Source organism: Roseburia sp. AM59-24XD (assembly GCF_003478445.1).
In the GTDB taxonomy this organism is placed as follows: Bacteria; Bacillota; Clostridia; order Lachnospirales; family Lachnospiraceae; genus Jutongia.
Window position 1 is genome coordinate 50,524 of the sequence record NZ_QUET01000001.1, and the last position, 15,500, is coordinate 66,023.

The 15,500-nt window shown below is 44.9% G+C and carries 14 protein-coding genes and 1 tRNA gene; 10 read left to right on the forward strand and 5 right to left on the reverse strand.

The features are described 5' to 3' along the window. Window positions 1-123 precede the first annotated feature (123 nt). Window positions 124-1,461, reverse strand: a complete 1,338-nt coding sequence (locus DXA20_RS00235; protein WP_118558892.1) for a hemolysin family protein — start codon at window positions 1,459-1,461, stop codon at window positions 124-126. Between the two features lie 853 nt (window positions 1,462-2,314). Between DXA20_RS00235 and DXA20_RS00245 the strand changes: the two genes are divergently transcribed. From DXA20_RS00245 to DXA20_RS00265, 5 genes are all read left to right on the forward strand, one after another. Further along, window positions 2,315-2,899 carry a zinc dependent phospholipase C family protein gene (locus DXA20_RS00245; RefSeq protein ID WP_158577075.1) on the forward strand — a complete coding sequence of 195 codons (585 nt, stop codon included), beginning with the start codon at window positions 2,315-2,317 and terminating at the stop codon, window positions 2,897-2,899. Window positions 2,900-3,124: 225 nt separating this feature from the next. Beyond that, complete coding sequence (locus DXA20_RS00250) at window positions 3,125-3,841, forward strand: metal ABC transporter ATP-binding protein (RefSeq protein WP_022305964.1); 717 nt, start codon at window positions 3,125-3,127, stop codon at window positions 3,839-3,841. 33 nt (window positions 3,842-3,874) lie between these two features. Beyond that, window positions 3,875-4,702: a metal ABC transporter permease gene (locus DXA20_RS00255; RefSeq protein ID WP_022305965.1), complete on the forward strand. Its 828-nt coding sequence runs from the start codon at window positions 3,875-3,877 to the stop codon at window positions 4,700-4,702. Window positions 4,703-4,834: 132 nt separating this feature from the next. Then, window positions 4,835-4,907: transfer RNA gene (locus DXA20_RS00260), tRNA-Gln, on the forward strand. A gap of 271 nt (window positions 4,908-5,178) precedes the next feature. Further along, window positions 5,179-6,348, forward strand: a complete 1,170-nt coding sequence (locus DXA20_RS00265) for a hypothetical protein (RefSeq protein ID WP_022305966.1) — start codon at window positions 5,179-5,181, stop codon at window positions 6,346-6,348. A 106-nt stretch (window positions 6,349-6,454) separates the two neighbouring features. Here DXA20_RS00265 and asnS read toward each other — a convergent pair whose 3' ends face one another. After that, on the reverse strand, window positions 6,455-7,846 hold the full coding sequence (gene asnS / locus DXA20_RS00270) for an asparagine--tRNA ligase (protein ID WP_118558896.1): 1,392 nt from the start codon (window positions 7,844-7,846) through the stop codon (window positions 6,455-6,457). A 169-nt stretch (window positions 7,847-8,015) separates the two neighbouring features. On the opposite strand from asnS, the gene DXA20_RS00275 reads away from it, so the two are divergent. From DXA20_RS00275 to DXA20_RS00285, 3 genes are all read left to right on the forward strand, one after another. Beyond that, a complete protein-coding gene (locus DXA20_RS00275; protein WP_022305969.1) occupies window positions 8,016-8,810 on the forward strand; it encodes a response regulator in 795 nt (264 codons plus the stop codon). Between the two features lie 138 nt (window positions 8,811-8,948). Then, a complete protein-coding gene (locus DXA20_RS00280) occupies window positions 8,949-9,887 on the forward strand; it encodes a sporulation initiation factor Spo0A C-terminal domain-containing protein (protein ID WP_022305970.1) in 939 nt (312 codons plus the stop codon). Between the two features lie 207 nt (window positions 9,888-10,094). Next, window positions 10,095-11,471 carry a citrate/2-methylcitrate synthase gene (locus tag DXA20_RS00285; RefSeq protein WP_022305971.1) on the forward strand — a complete coding sequence of 459 codons (1,377 nt, stop codon included), beginning with the start codon at window positions 10,095-10,097 and terminating at the stop codon, window positions 11,469-11,471. A gap of 18 nt (window positions 11,472-11,489) precedes the next feature. Here DXA20_RS00285 and DXA20_RS00290 read toward each other — a convergent pair whose 3' ends face one another. Both DXA20_RS00290 and DXA20_RS00295 read right to left on the reverse strand, forming a co-directional pair. Then, on the reverse strand, window positions 11,490-12,287 hold the full coding sequence (locus DXA20_RS00290) for an ABC transporter permease (RefSeq protein ID WP_330420532.1): 798 nt from the start codon (window positions 12,285-12,287) through the stop codon (window positions 11,490-11,492). Continuing rightward, window positions 12,277-13,029: an ABC transporter ATP-binding protein gene (locus tag DXA20_RS00295; RefSeq protein ID WP_118558898.1), complete on the reverse strand. Its 753-nt coding sequence runs from the start codon at window positions 13,027-13,029 to the stop codon at window positions 12,277-12,279. Before DXA20_RS00295 ends, DXA20_RS00290 begins: the two co-directional genes overlap by 11 nt. A 137-nt stretch (window positions 13,030-13,166) precedes the next feature. Between DXA20_RS00295 and DXA20_RS00300 the strand changes: the two genes are divergently transcribed. Then, a complete protein-coding gene (locus tag DXA20_RS00300; protein WP_118558899.1) occupies window positions 13,167-13,562 on the forward strand; it encodes a hypothetical protein in 396 nt (131 codons plus the stop codon). A gap of 36 nt (window positions 13,563-13,598) precedes the next feature. Here the strand turns inward: DXA20_RS00300 and DXA20_RS00305 are convergent, their stop codons facing one another. Then, window positions 13,599-14,117, reverse strand: a complete 519-nt coding sequence (locus tag DXA20_RS00305; protein WP_158577076.1) for a GNAT family N-acetyltransferase — start codon at window positions 14,115-14,117, stop codon at window positions 13,599-13,601. Window positions 14,118-14,258: 141 nt separating this feature from the next. Between DXA20_RS00305 and DXA20_RS00310 the strand changes: the two genes are divergently transcribed. Further along, complete coding sequence (locus DXA20_RS00310) at window positions 14,259-15,500, forward strand: DUF1015 domain-containing protein (RefSeq protein ID WP_118558901.1); 1,242 nt, start codon at window positions 14,259-14,261, stop codon at window positions 15,498-15,500.

The window sequence follows — 15,500 nt, forward strand, 5'->3', positions numbered from 1 at the left end:
GAAAAGCGTATCGCAGATTGTTATACTCTGTGATACGCTTTGTGTTTCTATACCCATACAGTGATGTAATATAAATTCCGATGACAGCGATATAAAACGCATGGTAAAGCCGTGAAAAGCAGGTTATGCCTCGGATGCTTCACCTTCCGTGGAACGGTCGCTGTCAGAAACTTCGTCCTCGTTGATCTGAGGAAGAAGATGAACCTTTACCTTGTCAATACGGTTTTTCTCAGCGGCGAGGACAATATATTCGGCAAAATTATCGGAAACACGTTCTCCGGTCTTTGGAAAATGATCTAACAGGTTGATGATATGTCCGGCAATGGAATCATAATCCTCGGATTCGATATTGATTCCAAGCTCTTCATTGATATCATCCAGCTTGGCAACGCCTAGCAGAATGTAATTCTCATCATCCAGCTTTGTGATCTCATCCTCTTCATATCCATCATATTCATCGCGGATCTCACCAACGATCTCCTCGATCAGATCCTCGATAGTAAGCAGTCCGGCCGTGGCGCCGTATTCGTCAAGCACGATCGCCATGGGGATCGATTCCTGCTTCATTTCGAAGAAAAGCTCGGATATTTTCTTATATTCGTATGTGAAATAAGGTTCTCTCATGACATCAGAAATCTTAAAATCCTCATGGGATCCCTCGTAGAAGAAGATGTCCTTGAGATTGATAATGCCGATGATATTATCACGGCTTTCTTTATATACGGGCATTCGTGTGAATTTCTTTTTGCCGTAACATTCCATGAGCTCCTGATATGTAAGCTCAACGTTCGCAAATTCCACATCCATCTTCGGTACCATGACATCCTTGGCGAGCGAATCGCCAAAGTCTACCACGTTCGTGATCATTTCACGCTCTTCGCTTTCAATAACACCTTCCTCATGGCTGACATTAACCATTGTCAAAAGCTCATTCTCCGTGATCGCCGGTCGCGGCGACACATCGACACGTAAAAGCTTCAGTAAGCCAAAAGAAATCTGGTTCATCAGAAAGGAAACAGGGCGAAGAATCTGTGTCAGTGCATAGACAGGCTTCGCATAGATCAATGCCAGTTTCTCCGCATTGATTGTCGCCAATGACTTCGGAACGATCTCTCCAAAGATCAGGACCAGGATCGTCAGAATAGCAGTTGCCGCTCCGGTCAGGAGACTGGCAGATATCGGAAGCCCATTTCTCTGCGAAATACGGATCGCGTAAGAGGTCGTCAGCGAGGAAGCGGTCAGGTTCACGATATTGTTTCCAATCAGGATGCCGCTTAAAAGCTGTGTAGGCTTCTCGATCAATTTTAAAACAGTGGCAGCATTTTTGGTGTTATTCTCTGCCATAGACTGCATACGAACTTTGTTTACGGTTGTCAGACACGTTTCTGCGGATGAAAAAAACGCAGAAAGAAGCAGAAGGATCAATAAAATGATAATCTGCGAGGCGTCACTCGAATCCAAAAAATCAACTCCATTTCTTAAATATATTATTTATATATACTATGTAGCAATACCGGTCGGGATTAAATGATAATCCGATATTATCAGATAGTATTGCCCCTATTTTACCTAGCAGGGTGTCTCTTGTCAAGATGCTGAAAACGGATACTAAGACTTCCTGCACTAATAAAGGGAATGCGCCCATACTATTTCTTATGTCAGGTTATTGTAAACCAAATTTTGCCTGCCAAAATATACAAGAATCCGTGGACTGCGACAAAAAAATTGTCTTGTCACTTACGGATTTCGAAAAGTCTAATTGCTTTGCTGCTTTGATGTTTGATAAACGCATCCTGCCGTACTCGCCCCGAGGTGGGATTCAGATGTTTCGAGAGGCACTTGCACCCGCCGGTACTTACGCCCCAAAGTTAATAATTAACCTTTTACTTTGTTTGACACTTGGGGCGTTATGTACCGCTGCGTGGTGCAGTGGTAGCGGGAGCGTGCCGTCCGAAATAGCTGAGCCCACCTACGGGGCTCAGTCGTGCGGATGCGTATTTATCAAAGCATTGCAAAGCAAAGACTTTTTAGAAATCCTACTGATCTGCGTCAATTTTTTTGTCGCAGCCCACGGATTTATCTGTTTTTCGAAGCAAAATTGGCATTTTATTTCCCTGACATAAGAAATAGTATGGGCGTATACCATAGCGCGGGAAGTCTTAGAATGTTATTTTCTGACAATTTTGTGAAAAATTTGAAAATATCAGAAAAAACTTGAAAAAGAGAGAAGATGGATGTACAATTATTTCAGGAAAACGATATACGCCTGATCACATATCAGGATATAATTTCGTATATCGATTGGGAGGTTGATATGAGGAAAAAATCCCATATTTCACTTGCATGGTATCTGATGAACAGCGAGGGGATGGATGCGTTAAAGCTCCACAAGGGTTCCTTTTACATTGGCAGTGTATTGCCGGACTGCATGCCGTCATTTCTGGTACGCAGACATACGATCGAGGATTCCTTTGAGGTTTTGGAGGGCGAGTTTCAGAAACTGGTATCACATTTTGATCCCGAGAAAGGGATAAACTGCTATTTCTGCAGACATTTAGGGATGATCACCCATTATGTTTCTGATTATTTTACATTTCCGCACAATGCGAATTATCCCGGAAATATTAAAGATCATTGTATCTATGAGGAGGAGCTAAAGAAAGAGCTTCGTGCCTATGTTCACAGTCCGGAAGCAGTTCGTCGGCGTGAAAAGATGGAAATGCATACACCGGCAGATATTCTGGCGATGATCCGACAGATGCATAACCGTTATCTTCAGATGGAAAGTGTCGTAAAGCGCGATTGTCAATATATTATTGAATTATGCCATAAGGTTGTAGATGCGGTGTTATGTTTTCTGGAGTCCCTGTCCGCAGCAAAGGTATCCGTTGCAATGTAGTGAAAATCATGGAGGGCAGCCTGTTTTATGAGGACAGTGCTGTAATACGATAGAACCGGAGAGTTGTATTTGATGACAGCTCTCCGGTTTTTTGCCCCTTTGTATTCTCTTGACAAATGAATGAAAATGAGTAAAATGAAAAGAGTTTTCAGATTTAAAATGAAAAGAGTTTTCAGATTGAAAATATTGAAATGGGAAATCCGCATTAGAAAGTGAAGTGTGAGCATGAGTGAGAATAGAGAAAGAAACTGGCTGATATCCTGTCGGGATGCCTCGCTGGGATATGACAACAAGCCGGTGTTGGAGCATCTGGATATTGAGATACAGGAGGGAGAATATATCTGCGTGATCGGAGAGAACGGTTCCGGCAAAAGCACGCTGATCAAATCGCTTCTTGGTCTTTTGAAGCCGGTCAGCGGTTCGGTGCAGATCAACCGCCGCATCGGAAAGGGAGCAGTCGGATATCTGCCACAGCAGACACAGGTTCAGCGTAATTTCCCGGTCAGTGTCCGTGAGGTTGTATTATCAGGCTTTCTGAATGATATGCGTTTCCGTCCTTTTTATAATAAGAAAGAGAAGCAGGAAGCAAGACATCATCTGGAGCATCTGGGAATTGCTGACCTCGAGAAAAAGTGTTACGGAGAGTTATCCGGCGGACAGCAGCAGAGGGTGCTTCTGGCGCGTGCTTTATGTGCTGCTGACAAGATCCTGGTGCTTGATGAGCCGGTCACGGGTCTTGATCCGATGGCAGCCAATACGCTTTATGAAAGTATGGAGCTTTTGCATCAGGAGGGTATGGCGGTTGTCATGGTTACGCATGATATGGGAAATGCGTTAAAATATGCGGACAAGATTCTCCATATCAGCGATAATGGCTACTTCTTTGGAAGCGTGGGGGAATACAAACAGTCCGATTATGCGAACATGTTTCTGGTGAAATAAGAGAAGAAATTTGAAAAGGGAGGAATTGCAGCAATGGAACTGATTATGCAGATCATGTCCTATCCGTTTATGGTCCGGGCATTTATAGTAGGAATATTAGTGTCTCTGTGTGCAGCATTGTTAGGAGTAAGCCTTGTATTAAAGCAGTATTCAATGATCGGAGACGGTTTATCACATGTGTCCTACGGGGCACTGTCGATCGCTCTGGCGTGCGGGATCGCACCGCTGAAGCTTTCGATTCCGGTCGTGATCGTTTCTGCGTTTTTCTTGCTCCGGATGACAGAGAACAATAAAATGAAAAGTGATGCCGCCATTGCAGCGTTGTCTGCATCGGCACTTGCGATCGGCGTGTCGGTGACGGCATTGACCACCGGAATGACAACGGATGTCTGCAGTTATATGTTTGGCAGTGTTCTGGCGATGACAAAGGAGGATGTGGTTCTCAGTGTGATCTTGTCCATTCTGGTGCTGATCCTGTTTGTATTTTCTTATCATAATATCTTTGCGGTAACCTTTGATGAGAATTTTTCCAAGGCGACAGGTGTGCGGGTTGGATTATATAATACCCTGCTTTCGATCCTGACAGCGGTAACGATCGTTCTTGGCATGCAGATGATGGGAGCAATGCTGATCTCCAGTCTGATCATTTTTCCGGCACTGACCTCAATGCGTCTGTTTAAGAGCTTTCGTGCCGTGATCATCAGCTCCGGCATATTATCGGTGGTATGCTTCAGTATCGGAATGATCCTGTCATATTGTGTATCAACACCGGCAGGAGCAAGTGTTGTTCTGGTCAATCTGGCATTTTTCCTTCTGTTTGCATTGATACAGAAGCTGCGTGAAAGTTTTGGGATGGCGTAAAGTCCCATGTTTTCAAGACTTTTTAAAGTTTTTGAAAAAAATATCAAAAAAAATGAAAAAAACACTTGCAAAACAGGAAAAATTGTTTTATACTAAGCAAGGCTTGTGAGACAGAAACTCATGAGCAGAGCATAGTGCTATCGCCAAACGGTAAGGCACTGGACTCTGACTCCAGCATTTCTAGGTTCGAATCCTAGTAGCCCAGTTAAAGTCGTAAAATTGAATGATTCGGTTTTACGACTTTTTCATTATATGAGAAAGTGCTTGTAACGCAGCAGAAAGCCGGTGAGAATTGCAAGTTAATTTCAGAAAGGTAAAATGCTTGTTTGGCCTTTTTATATCATGATATTCTGACAAACAGATCCGGTCAGAAGGAGCAGCCGGGCGGTTTGCCGACACGAAAGACTGCATCAGTACAATGGATGCGGGGAAGGAGAGGGTGGTCTTCCGTACATATTAAAGGAATGGAGAGAAAAATGAAGAAAAGCTTAAAAAAAGTATTATCCATGGTACTGACTCTGGCGATGGCAGCCGGTGTAGTAAGTGGAGCAGGTAATGTAAACAGCGCAAAGGCAGAAACCGTTGCTATGGTTACACCGGCAGTTGTAACAGATTTCGCATCTTTACCAACACCGGCACAGGCAACCGTTACATTACAGGGAAAGAACGCACAGACACAGATACCGAACGTGATCGTTCCGATCCGCGTAGAGAAGCGTGGTGTTATAGAGATCGGAGCAACTGTTACAACAGGAGCCGCTGCTTCTATCGAGATGGGATTTTTCTCTGATCAGAACTGTACAAAGTCAGCTGGAAGCAGCACAACGATCGCATCCGGAAGCACACAGGTTATAGATAAGACATTTACAGTAGAGACAGCGGCAACCTATTATGTAAGATTTAAGTGGTCTTCCACAGTTCCTGCCGGTGCAGCAACGATCAAAATGCTGGCATATGCATATTCCGGTACGGAGATGACCCTGACAAGTACATTCCAGCCGGTATTTAACGGTGATGGTGTTAATACACTGTACCATAAGCTTAATGTGAAGAAAACCGGTTTTGTTGCTATCTGTGGTAATGAATACCGTGAGAGCGGAACATCTTTGATGGCATCAAGTCTGTCCTTTAAGATCTGCAATGCGAAAAAGAAAGCACTTCACAACGGATATCTTTCTTCTCTGAATAACTACACAGAGAAATATGCATTGAAAAAGGGAACTTATTATGTTGCCGTAACCAGCAGTCAGAGATATCAGTTAAAGGCTGAGAGCCGAGCATGGAAAGATCAGGGTGGCAAGAGCAAGAAGAAGGCGAAGACCATCAAGAGAGGTAAGTCAGCAAACGGTACTGTACTTCTGACAGAGGGAACGAAGAAGGCAGACTGGTATAAGATTAAACTGCCAAAGAAGTCTAAAATGAAGATTAAGATCGCTACAGCATGTACGGGTACAGCATCTGTCATGAAGGTTCAGATCATTCCTGCCAACCGTCACTACACACTGATCAACAGCAGTTCACTGGTAGCAGATAAGGGCAAGACACTTGCTTCCCGCAATAAGCTGAAAGCAGGAACCTATTATATCAAGGTGACAAAGCTCACGAAGTCTACAAGTGGTGTTTACCGCATCAAGTTCATGAAGTAGACGCAAAAGAAATAAAACAGAAATAAAACAGAAATGAAACCCGCCCGTTCCGGCAAGTGCCGGTCGGGCGGGTTTTGCTCTTGTTATGCTTATTTGTAAAACAGGTTTAGTATTCACAGTTTCCGGTTGTTCTTGGAAAGGGAATAACATCGCGGATATTGGAAATGCCGGTCAGATACATGATGCAGCGCTCAAAGCCAAGACCGAAGCCTGCATGCCGGGTAGTGCCGTATTTGCGCAGATCCAGATAAAAATCATAATTCTCCGGATTCATACCGGTCTCCTTCATGCGCTCTAACAGAAGCTCCATATTCTCCTCACGCTGGCTTCCGCCAATGATCTCACCGATGCCCGGAACAAGGCAGTCCATAGCGGCGACGGTTTTGCCGTCTTCATTCAGCTTCATATAGAATGCTTTGATCTCCTTCGGATAATCTGTTACGAAAACAGGACGTTTAAAAATCTCTTCGGTCAGATAACGTTCATGTTCTGTCTGCAGATCGCAGCCCCATTTGACCGGATAAGAGAAGTGTTCCCGGTGCTGCTCAAGCAAGCGGATCGCCTCCGTGTAAGTGACATGCGCAAATTCTGAGTGTAATACATGCTCCAGCCGGGCAAGAAGTCCTTTGTCGATATACTGATTCAGAAACTGCATCTCCTCCGGTGCATTTTCAAGGACATACCGGATGATATATTTTAACATATCCTCAGCGAGCGTCATATCATCGGAGAGGTCGGCAAATGCCATCTCCGGCTCGATCATCCAGAATTCTGCGGCATGGCGGGCGGTGTTGGAATTTTCGGCGCGGAAGGTCGGACCGAAGGTATAGATGTTACGAAATGCCATTGCGTAGGTTTCACCGTTTAGCTGACCGCTGACGGTAAGATTGGTTTCTTTTCCGAAAAAGTCTTTTGAATAATCCGGAAGTCCATCGTCGGTCAGAGGCACATCCTTCATATCAAGTGTTGTCACATGGAACATTTCACCGGCCCCTTCGCAGTCGTTCGCTGTGATCAGCGGGGTATGAACATATACAAAATCATGTTCCTGAAAGAAACGGTGGATTGCATAGGCTGCCAGAGAGCGGATGCGGAAGACAGCCTGAAAGGTGTTGGTGCGTGGACGCAGATGTGGGATTGTCCGCAGGTATTCCAGTGTGTGCCGTTTCTTCTGAAGTGGATAATCCGGCGAGGAAGCTCCTTCAATCCGGATGGATCCGGCGTGAAGTTCAAACGGCTGCTTGGCATCCGGTGTAGCGATAAATTGTCCGGTAATGATCAGTGCGGCACCAACATTGAGATGGCGGATCTGCTCCAGGTTGTCCAGAGATGAATCATAGACGATCTGGAGAGGCTCAAAAAACGTACCGTCATTGATGACAATAAATCCGAAATTTTTGGAATTGCGGATGCTTCGCACCCACCCGCATATGGTAATACTTTTATTATAATATTTTTTTGAATTTTCGAATAATTCCTTGATATGAATCGTGTGCATGATGTCCTCCTTTACTGATAGAACGATTAAACTTAACTTTCTAAATTATAGTATGCTCATTTTCACGGATAAGTCAAGAAAACATAATACCATTCACCTAATAGTATTATTGACTTTTAAACATGAACATTATACAATAGAAATATGTTTTTTAATTTTGGAGGAGATTATGAAAACAATTTTAATCAGTGGAGAACCCTGTGTGATCGAAGGATTTCTTCACGAAGCAGGAAATGTGGAGGAACTGGAGGTCTTAAGAACCTTCCAGGAAGAAAATGAAGCACTGGATATGGTCAGCAGGCAGGAGGTTGATCTCGCTGTGATCGATCTGGAAATGCAAAAGGTAAATGGTGCAGATATAGGCTGGGAGTTAAAAAAACGAAACCCGGACATACAACTTATTTATCTGACCAGACAACAGAGGAGCCTGATGGATCTGATCACACTTCATCCGGTAGCGGTTCTGGAAATGCCGTTTCAGGAGGGAGAGATCGAATACGTTGTCGAATCGGCTTATTTGCTGTCAAAACGAAAAAGAAAGCGGATCTATGCCAGAACTTTTGGTCATTTTGATGTATTTGTAGACGGACGTCCGATTATGTTTAAAAGTGCCAAGGCAAAGGAGTTTCTGGCGTTTCTGATCGACCGGAGAGGAGGTACCGTTTCGACCGATCAGATGATCAACGTGCTCTGGGAGGACAGGCCTAATGATGAGTCAACACAGAATCTGTGCTGTAAGCTTGTCAAAACTTTGCAGAGGGAGCTGCGTGCAGCGGGTGCGGAGGAGATGCTTGTGGTAGCACGGGGAAGCAGAAGCATCAATGTCGAAACATTTCAGTGTGATATGTATGAGATGCTGGATGGCAATCAGAAGATCAGATCGCAATATATGGGTGAGTATTTGGTTGACTACAGCTGGTCGGAAGGTCAGACGGCATTCTTAGACCGTTTTTTACATGAATAGCTATATTTTGCGGTGAATTCCATTTTGGCTCCTTTTTATTGACAAATAATTTCACTTTTTGTTCCATACTATGGCAAAGGAAGGTTGTAAAATGACGTTGTCAAAGAAACTTGAAAAAAGTAAAAAAGGAGAAAAAATATGGAAAAGAAAGGATTAAAAGTGGTACTTGCCGATAATAATGTACAAGACAGGGAAACCAGGACGAAGGCAATCGAAGAAGCGGGAATGCAAGTGGTCTTTTCGACAGGAGACGGAAAGAAAGCACTTGATGCCATTTACCGCGAGCAGCCGGACATTGTTGTAATGGACATGATTCTTCCGGGACTTGATGGCATTGGAATACTGGAAGAGATTGAGAAGGTGGACATGCTTCACAGACCGGTGACGATGATCGTAACAGCACTGAAAGCGTCACAAATGGTTTCAAGAGCACTGCAGAGAGGGGCAGGCTATTATATGATGAAACCAATCTCCAACAAGGTATTTGGAGAACGTTTGCAGCAAATTGCAGAGGAAATGAAGGAAAACAGCACAAAACAAGATAATTTGACAAAATCGGAACAGGAATATGCCGTAACGGAATATGCGGCAGCCGAGGAAAGCATGACAATCAGAAACAGAGAAGCCGGAAGGAGAGATAATGTGGTGGCAATTGAAACAAATCCATCCTGTCCGGAGAGAAAACAGGGATTTCCCCATAGCAGCAGATATTCCGGAGATCTGGAAAAGGATGTGACGAATGTATTGCTGGAAATTGGGATTCCCGCACATATCAAAGGATATCAGTACATACGGCAGGGAATCATCATGTCGTTTAATGATAGAAGTATGCTCCAGTATATTACGAAGTATCTGTATCCGGCAATTGCAAAGAAGAATAAAACGACTTCCAGCAGTGTCGAGAGAACGATACGCCATGCAATCGAGGTTGCATGGCGCAGAGGAAGTATGGATGTGCTGGAGGATATTTTCGGAAATACGGTCTGCGCCGGAAAGGGTAAGCCGACTAATTCCGAGTTTCTGGCATTGCTGACGGACCGGTTCCGTCTGGAATACCGCGAAAAGATTGTTTCTTAAGCAGCGCAGCTACAATCAGGACAATTAAATATTTTTGATTGAAATTTACGGGCGGGATGTCATTGATCGCAGGATCAAAATGACATCCCGCTTGACGTAACAGTGAAAATTAGGGTATACTTGAAAAGTTGTATGTTATATATAAGGAATACAATATGTAAACTCTGTATACATGTATACAATATAGTCGAGAAAGGGGGCCTGTATATGGATAGCAAATCAATGATGGAATTAACAAAGGAGCTTGATGCGGAATTTGACAATCTGGTGAACAATTGTATGACATCGGGCGCCATTGATTTAAATTTATATCAGGAATATGATGTGAAAAGGGGACTTCGTGATAGTGCCGGAAAGGGTGTACTGACGGGATTGACAGAGATCTCGGATGTCGTTGGTTTTCAGGTAGTCAACGGAGTGAAGGAGCCTGCCGATGGTAATTTATATTATCAGGGCTATGATGTGAAGCAGTTAGTAGGCTCTGATCCGCAGAAGCGATTTGCGTTTGAGGAGGCAACCTATCTGCTGCTGTTTGGACGTCTTCCGAATGAGACGGAGTTTAAGGTGTTCCAGCAGATCATAGCAAGTCTGCAGGAGCTTTCCGGTCCGTTTGTCCGTGACGTTATAATGAAGGCACCGAGTGAGAATCTCATGAACGGTCTGATGAAGAGTGTCCTGACACTGTATTCCTACGACAGCTGCCCGGATGATATTTCCGTTGCCAACGTACTTCGTCAGTCTCTGCAGCTGATCGCAAAGCTTCCGTTGATTGCGGTGTACAGTTATCATGCATACCGTCATTTTACATTTGCGGAAAGTCTGGTCATTAAGCAGCCGAAGAATGAGTATTCTACAGCAGAGAATATTTTATATATGCTTCGTCCAAACGGAAAGTTCACACCGTTGGAGGCGAGAGTGTTGGATGCAGCACTTGTGCTTCATGCAGAGCACGGTGGTGGTAACAACTCAACGTTTACGAATCATGTAGTTACTTCCTCCGGCACCGATACATATTCAGCAGTGGCAGCGTCCATTGCTTCTCTGAAGGGACCTCGTCATGGTGGAGCGAACCTCAAGGTTCAGCAGATGTTCGATGATCTTCGCGCAAATTGCGGCGATACGACAGATGATGAGCAGGTAAGAGCATATCTTTCCAAGGTATTAAACCGTGAGGCATTCGATAAGAGTGGTCTGATCTATGGTATGGGGCATGCCGTTTATACGATTTCCGATCCGAGAGAGGTTGTTTTGAAGTCGCTTGCCGGTATGCTTGCTGAGGAGAAGGGACTTTCTGAGGAATTTGCATTGTATGACAGAGTAGAGCATATTTCAGCAGATCTTCTGCAGAAGAACAGGCATGTGTTAAAGCCGGTTTGTGCAAATGTCGATTTCTACAGTGGATTTGTTTATACCATGCTTGGAATCCCGAGAGAGATGTTTACGCCGCTGTTTGCAATCTCACGTATTGCGGGATGGAGCGCACATCGTCTGGAGGAGTTGGTCAACAAAGGAAAGATTATTCGTCCGGCGTACAAATATGTAGGACATCACAGAAGATACAAGGAAAGAAGCAAGAGAAAATAGTGATGTCCGTGATCCCGTTCAGACGGAATAGTGCTTGAGACAGAGTTTTTCCAGCAGTGATATCAACAGATACAGCCCTGTTGATATCAGGCACAGGATCACAATGGAAAGCAGTACATAATCCAGCTTAAATACCTGGCTGCCATAAATGATCAGATAACCAAGACCGGCTTTGGCAGCAACAAACTCTCCGATGATAACTCCGACCAGAGTCAGCCCGATGTCAACCTTCATGGCACTGATGATGGCCGGGACATTACCGGGGAGTATTAATTTGCACAAAATATCCTTCTTTTGTCCGCCAAGCGTCCGGATCATCTTGATCTTGCCCGGATCCATTTCCTGAAATGTATTATAGAGCGTGATCGTTGTGCTGAACACGGCGACACTGACGGCGGCAACGATGATTGTTTTCATGTTATTGCCGAGCCATACGATAAATACCGGGGCGAGTGCTGTCTTTGGAAGACTGTTTAACACAACAAGATAAGGCTCCAATACCCTGGCAACGGTTTCGTTCCACCACAGCAGCACGGCGAGAAGGATTCCGATCACAATAACAAGGAAAAAACTGAAAAAGGTTTCCCCGAGAGTCACACCGACATGATAGAAAATGGTGTGGCTCTCTGCCATTTCAAGAAAGCAAAAAAGGATGCGGGAAGGACTGCTGAAAATAAACGAATCAATCCATTCCAGCTTTGTGGAAATTTCCCAGAGAGCAATGAAAAGAACAAAAATGAGCAGGCGCAGACCGAGAATGATTCTCTTTTGCCGGGCTGCCTGACGGATAAATGCAAGCTGACGATCACTCATCATGATTCAACTCCTTCCAAACCAGATTGAAATAGTCTTTAAATTCGGGAGAACTGCGGGAAAGAAATGGTGTCCGTTCTCCGGGACAGCTCAGTTTTACGGAAATCTCCTTTTTGACGGTGGCAGGACGGGCGGAGAGGATGATAATACGGTCTGCCATGCTGATCGCTTCCGAGATATCGTGGGTGATCAGAAGTGCGGTCTTTTTTTCATGTTTTAAAATATCCCACACATCATCGGAAACGGACAATCTTGTCTGATAATCCAGAGCTGAGAAGGGTTCGTCTAAAAGGAGCAGATCCGGCTCCGTCATCAGCGTGCGGATCAGGGCTGCCCGCTGGCGCATGCCGCCGGAAAGCTGGTTGGGCTTGGCGTTGCGGAAACCGTCAAGTTGATAATTGGTGAGCATGGTGTCTATTTTTTGGGACAGATCCAAGGATGACTGACAGGCGATTTCAGGACCGAGTGCAATGTTTTTGTAGGTTGTACGCCATTCTAACAGATGATCCTTCTGGAGCATGTAGCCGGTTTTTTTGTGATCACCCAGCACAATTTCGCCGCTGTCCGGTTCCAGAAGATGGCAGATCAGGGAAAGCAGCGTTGATTTGCCACAGCCGCTTGGACCGACGATCGCAACAAATTCGCCCTGCTCAATGGAAAAATTGACATGATCCAGTACAAGCGTTTCTCCCTGCAGCGTGTGATAGGCATAGGAGAGATTGTTTACTTCCAACAGGTGTTTCATATCCGCCCTCACAGAGACATTTATTTACGATAATATATTCAATAAAAAAAATAATGTGAAATCCGTGATAATGCATATTTTTAATTCCGGGTGAAATAATAGTACAGAACAATGAAAAGGAAAGGTATGGTATTGATATGAGAAAAAAGATATTGTTACTGGGAACTGTAATGACGTTGACTGCATTCTGCCTGGCAGGATGTGGCGCAAACAATTCCGTGACCGATCAGGCAACAGCATCTCCGGCGGCAGAGGATGATATGGATCGTACCAATGAACCGGCGGTTTCTCCGAATGGCGATGACAACAGTGCTGTGGATGATCTGGGAGACGGAGTGGAGGATGCTGTAGATGATGCCGGAAACGCTGTGAATGACGTGATCGATGGTGCCGAGGATGCTGTGGATGATGTCGGTGATGCGTTGGACGGCGATGACAGCACGAACAATACGGACAACAATCAGAAAAACAATAAGAATACGAAAAATAATCAGAAAAAGAACGCGAACAAAAATACAACAAAAAACAGATAACGGGATCCGGGGATCAAGGGCAGGGGACGGAAATTTTTATGCTTCCGTTCCCTCCTCGTTTACATATAAACGGCATGTCTGATTCTGGTAAACGGTATCCTTGACAAAGGTAAAACCGAGCTTCCCGGCAAGCCGGACCGATGCTTTATTATCCGGCGCGATCACAGCAGTGATACGGTCAAATTCCAGCTCTTCGCGGGCATATTCCAGAATTTTCCGACAGGCTTCCGCAGCGTATCCGCATGACCGGTAACGTCTGTCCAGAAAATAGGACAGCATGATCTCACTTTCTTCATCGATGCTCTGACATTCCAGACCCGCCTGACCAATCAGGGTGCCTGAGTCCTTCTTGAAAATACCCCATAATCCGAAGCCGTAAAAGCCGTAGACCATCTGGATGTATGACACAAAACGGGCATATTCCACATCGCGGTTGGTGGTGATGTGGGACAGATATGGATGAATCTCCTTCTGATGGCAGATGGTAAAATAGTCATCGAAATCCGCAGCAGTCAGCTCGCGTATGATGAGTCGTTTTGTTTCCAGTGAAAGCATAATAAATGAAGTCCTCCCGATTGTTGGATTTTGTAAGATACGTTCTTTAGAGTATATCATATTTTTTGTGAAAGGGGATAGGATTTGGCGTCATTTTTTGGTATAATTGATTTATTATTTTCAGGAGGTTGACAAAATACTATGGCACAGATAAAACCTTTTCAGGCAGTAAGACCAACGGAGGAGTTTGCAGACAGAGTTGCGGCACTTCCTTATGATGTATATAACCGCGAGGAGGCAACGAAGGAAGTACAGAGGGAGCCCCTTTCTTTTCTGAAGATCGACCGGGCAGAGACACAGTTTCCGGCGGACGTGGATACCTATGATGACCGGGTATATGATAAGGCAGCCAAGCTGCTTGGTGAGATGGAGAAGGACGGCGTATATATTTCGGATAACGAGCAGGCATATTATATCTACCGGCTGACGATGAACGGCAGAGCACAGACCGGAATTGTAGCCTGTGCAGGCGTTGATGATTATCTTAACAATGTGATCAAGAAGCATGAGAATACCAGAGAGGAGAAGGAACAGGATCGTATTCGTCATGTCGACACGTTGAGTGCGCAGACAGGACCGATCTTTCTGGCATACCGTTCCAGAAGTGAGATCAATGAGGTGGTAAGCCGGGTGATGGAGACACAGAAGCCGCTGTATGATTTTACGGCAGTGGACGGAATCTCTCATACAGTGTGGAAGATTGCGGATCATAAGCAGGTTGCACAGATTCAGGATACCTTTGCATCCATTAACGAGATCTATATTGCAGACGGACACCACAGAGCCGCTTCTGCAGTGAAGGTGGGACTCAAGCGCAGAGAGGAGCATCCGGGATACAATGGAACAGAGGAGTTCAATTATTTCCTGTCTGTACTTTTCCCGGACGACCAGCTGATGATCATGGATTATAACCGTGTGGTAAGCAGTCTGAACGGTTTATCCACAGAAGCATTTCTCGAGGAGACCGGTAAGGTATTCAAGGTGACGAAGCTTGGGGAGACTGCAAAGCATCCGGTGCATAAGGGACAGTTTACGATGTATCTGGATGGACAGTGGTATAGTCTGGATGCATCTGAGGAGATGCTTAAGGAGACCGATGCGGTGAAGTCACTGGATGTGTCTCTTTTGCAGAATTATCTGTTAGAGCCGGTGCTTGGTATTCATGATCCGCGAACGGATGCAAGGATCGATTTTGTCGGTGGTATCCGTGGATTGGAGGAACTGGAGCGACGTGCGCAGAGCGATATGAAGGTGGCGTTTGCAATGTATCCGACGTCTATCGCTGAGTTGTTTGCTGTGGCGGATGCAGGACTTTTGATGCCGCCGAAATCGACCTGGTTTGAGCCAAAGCTTCGCAGTGGATTATTTATTCATAAGATTTAG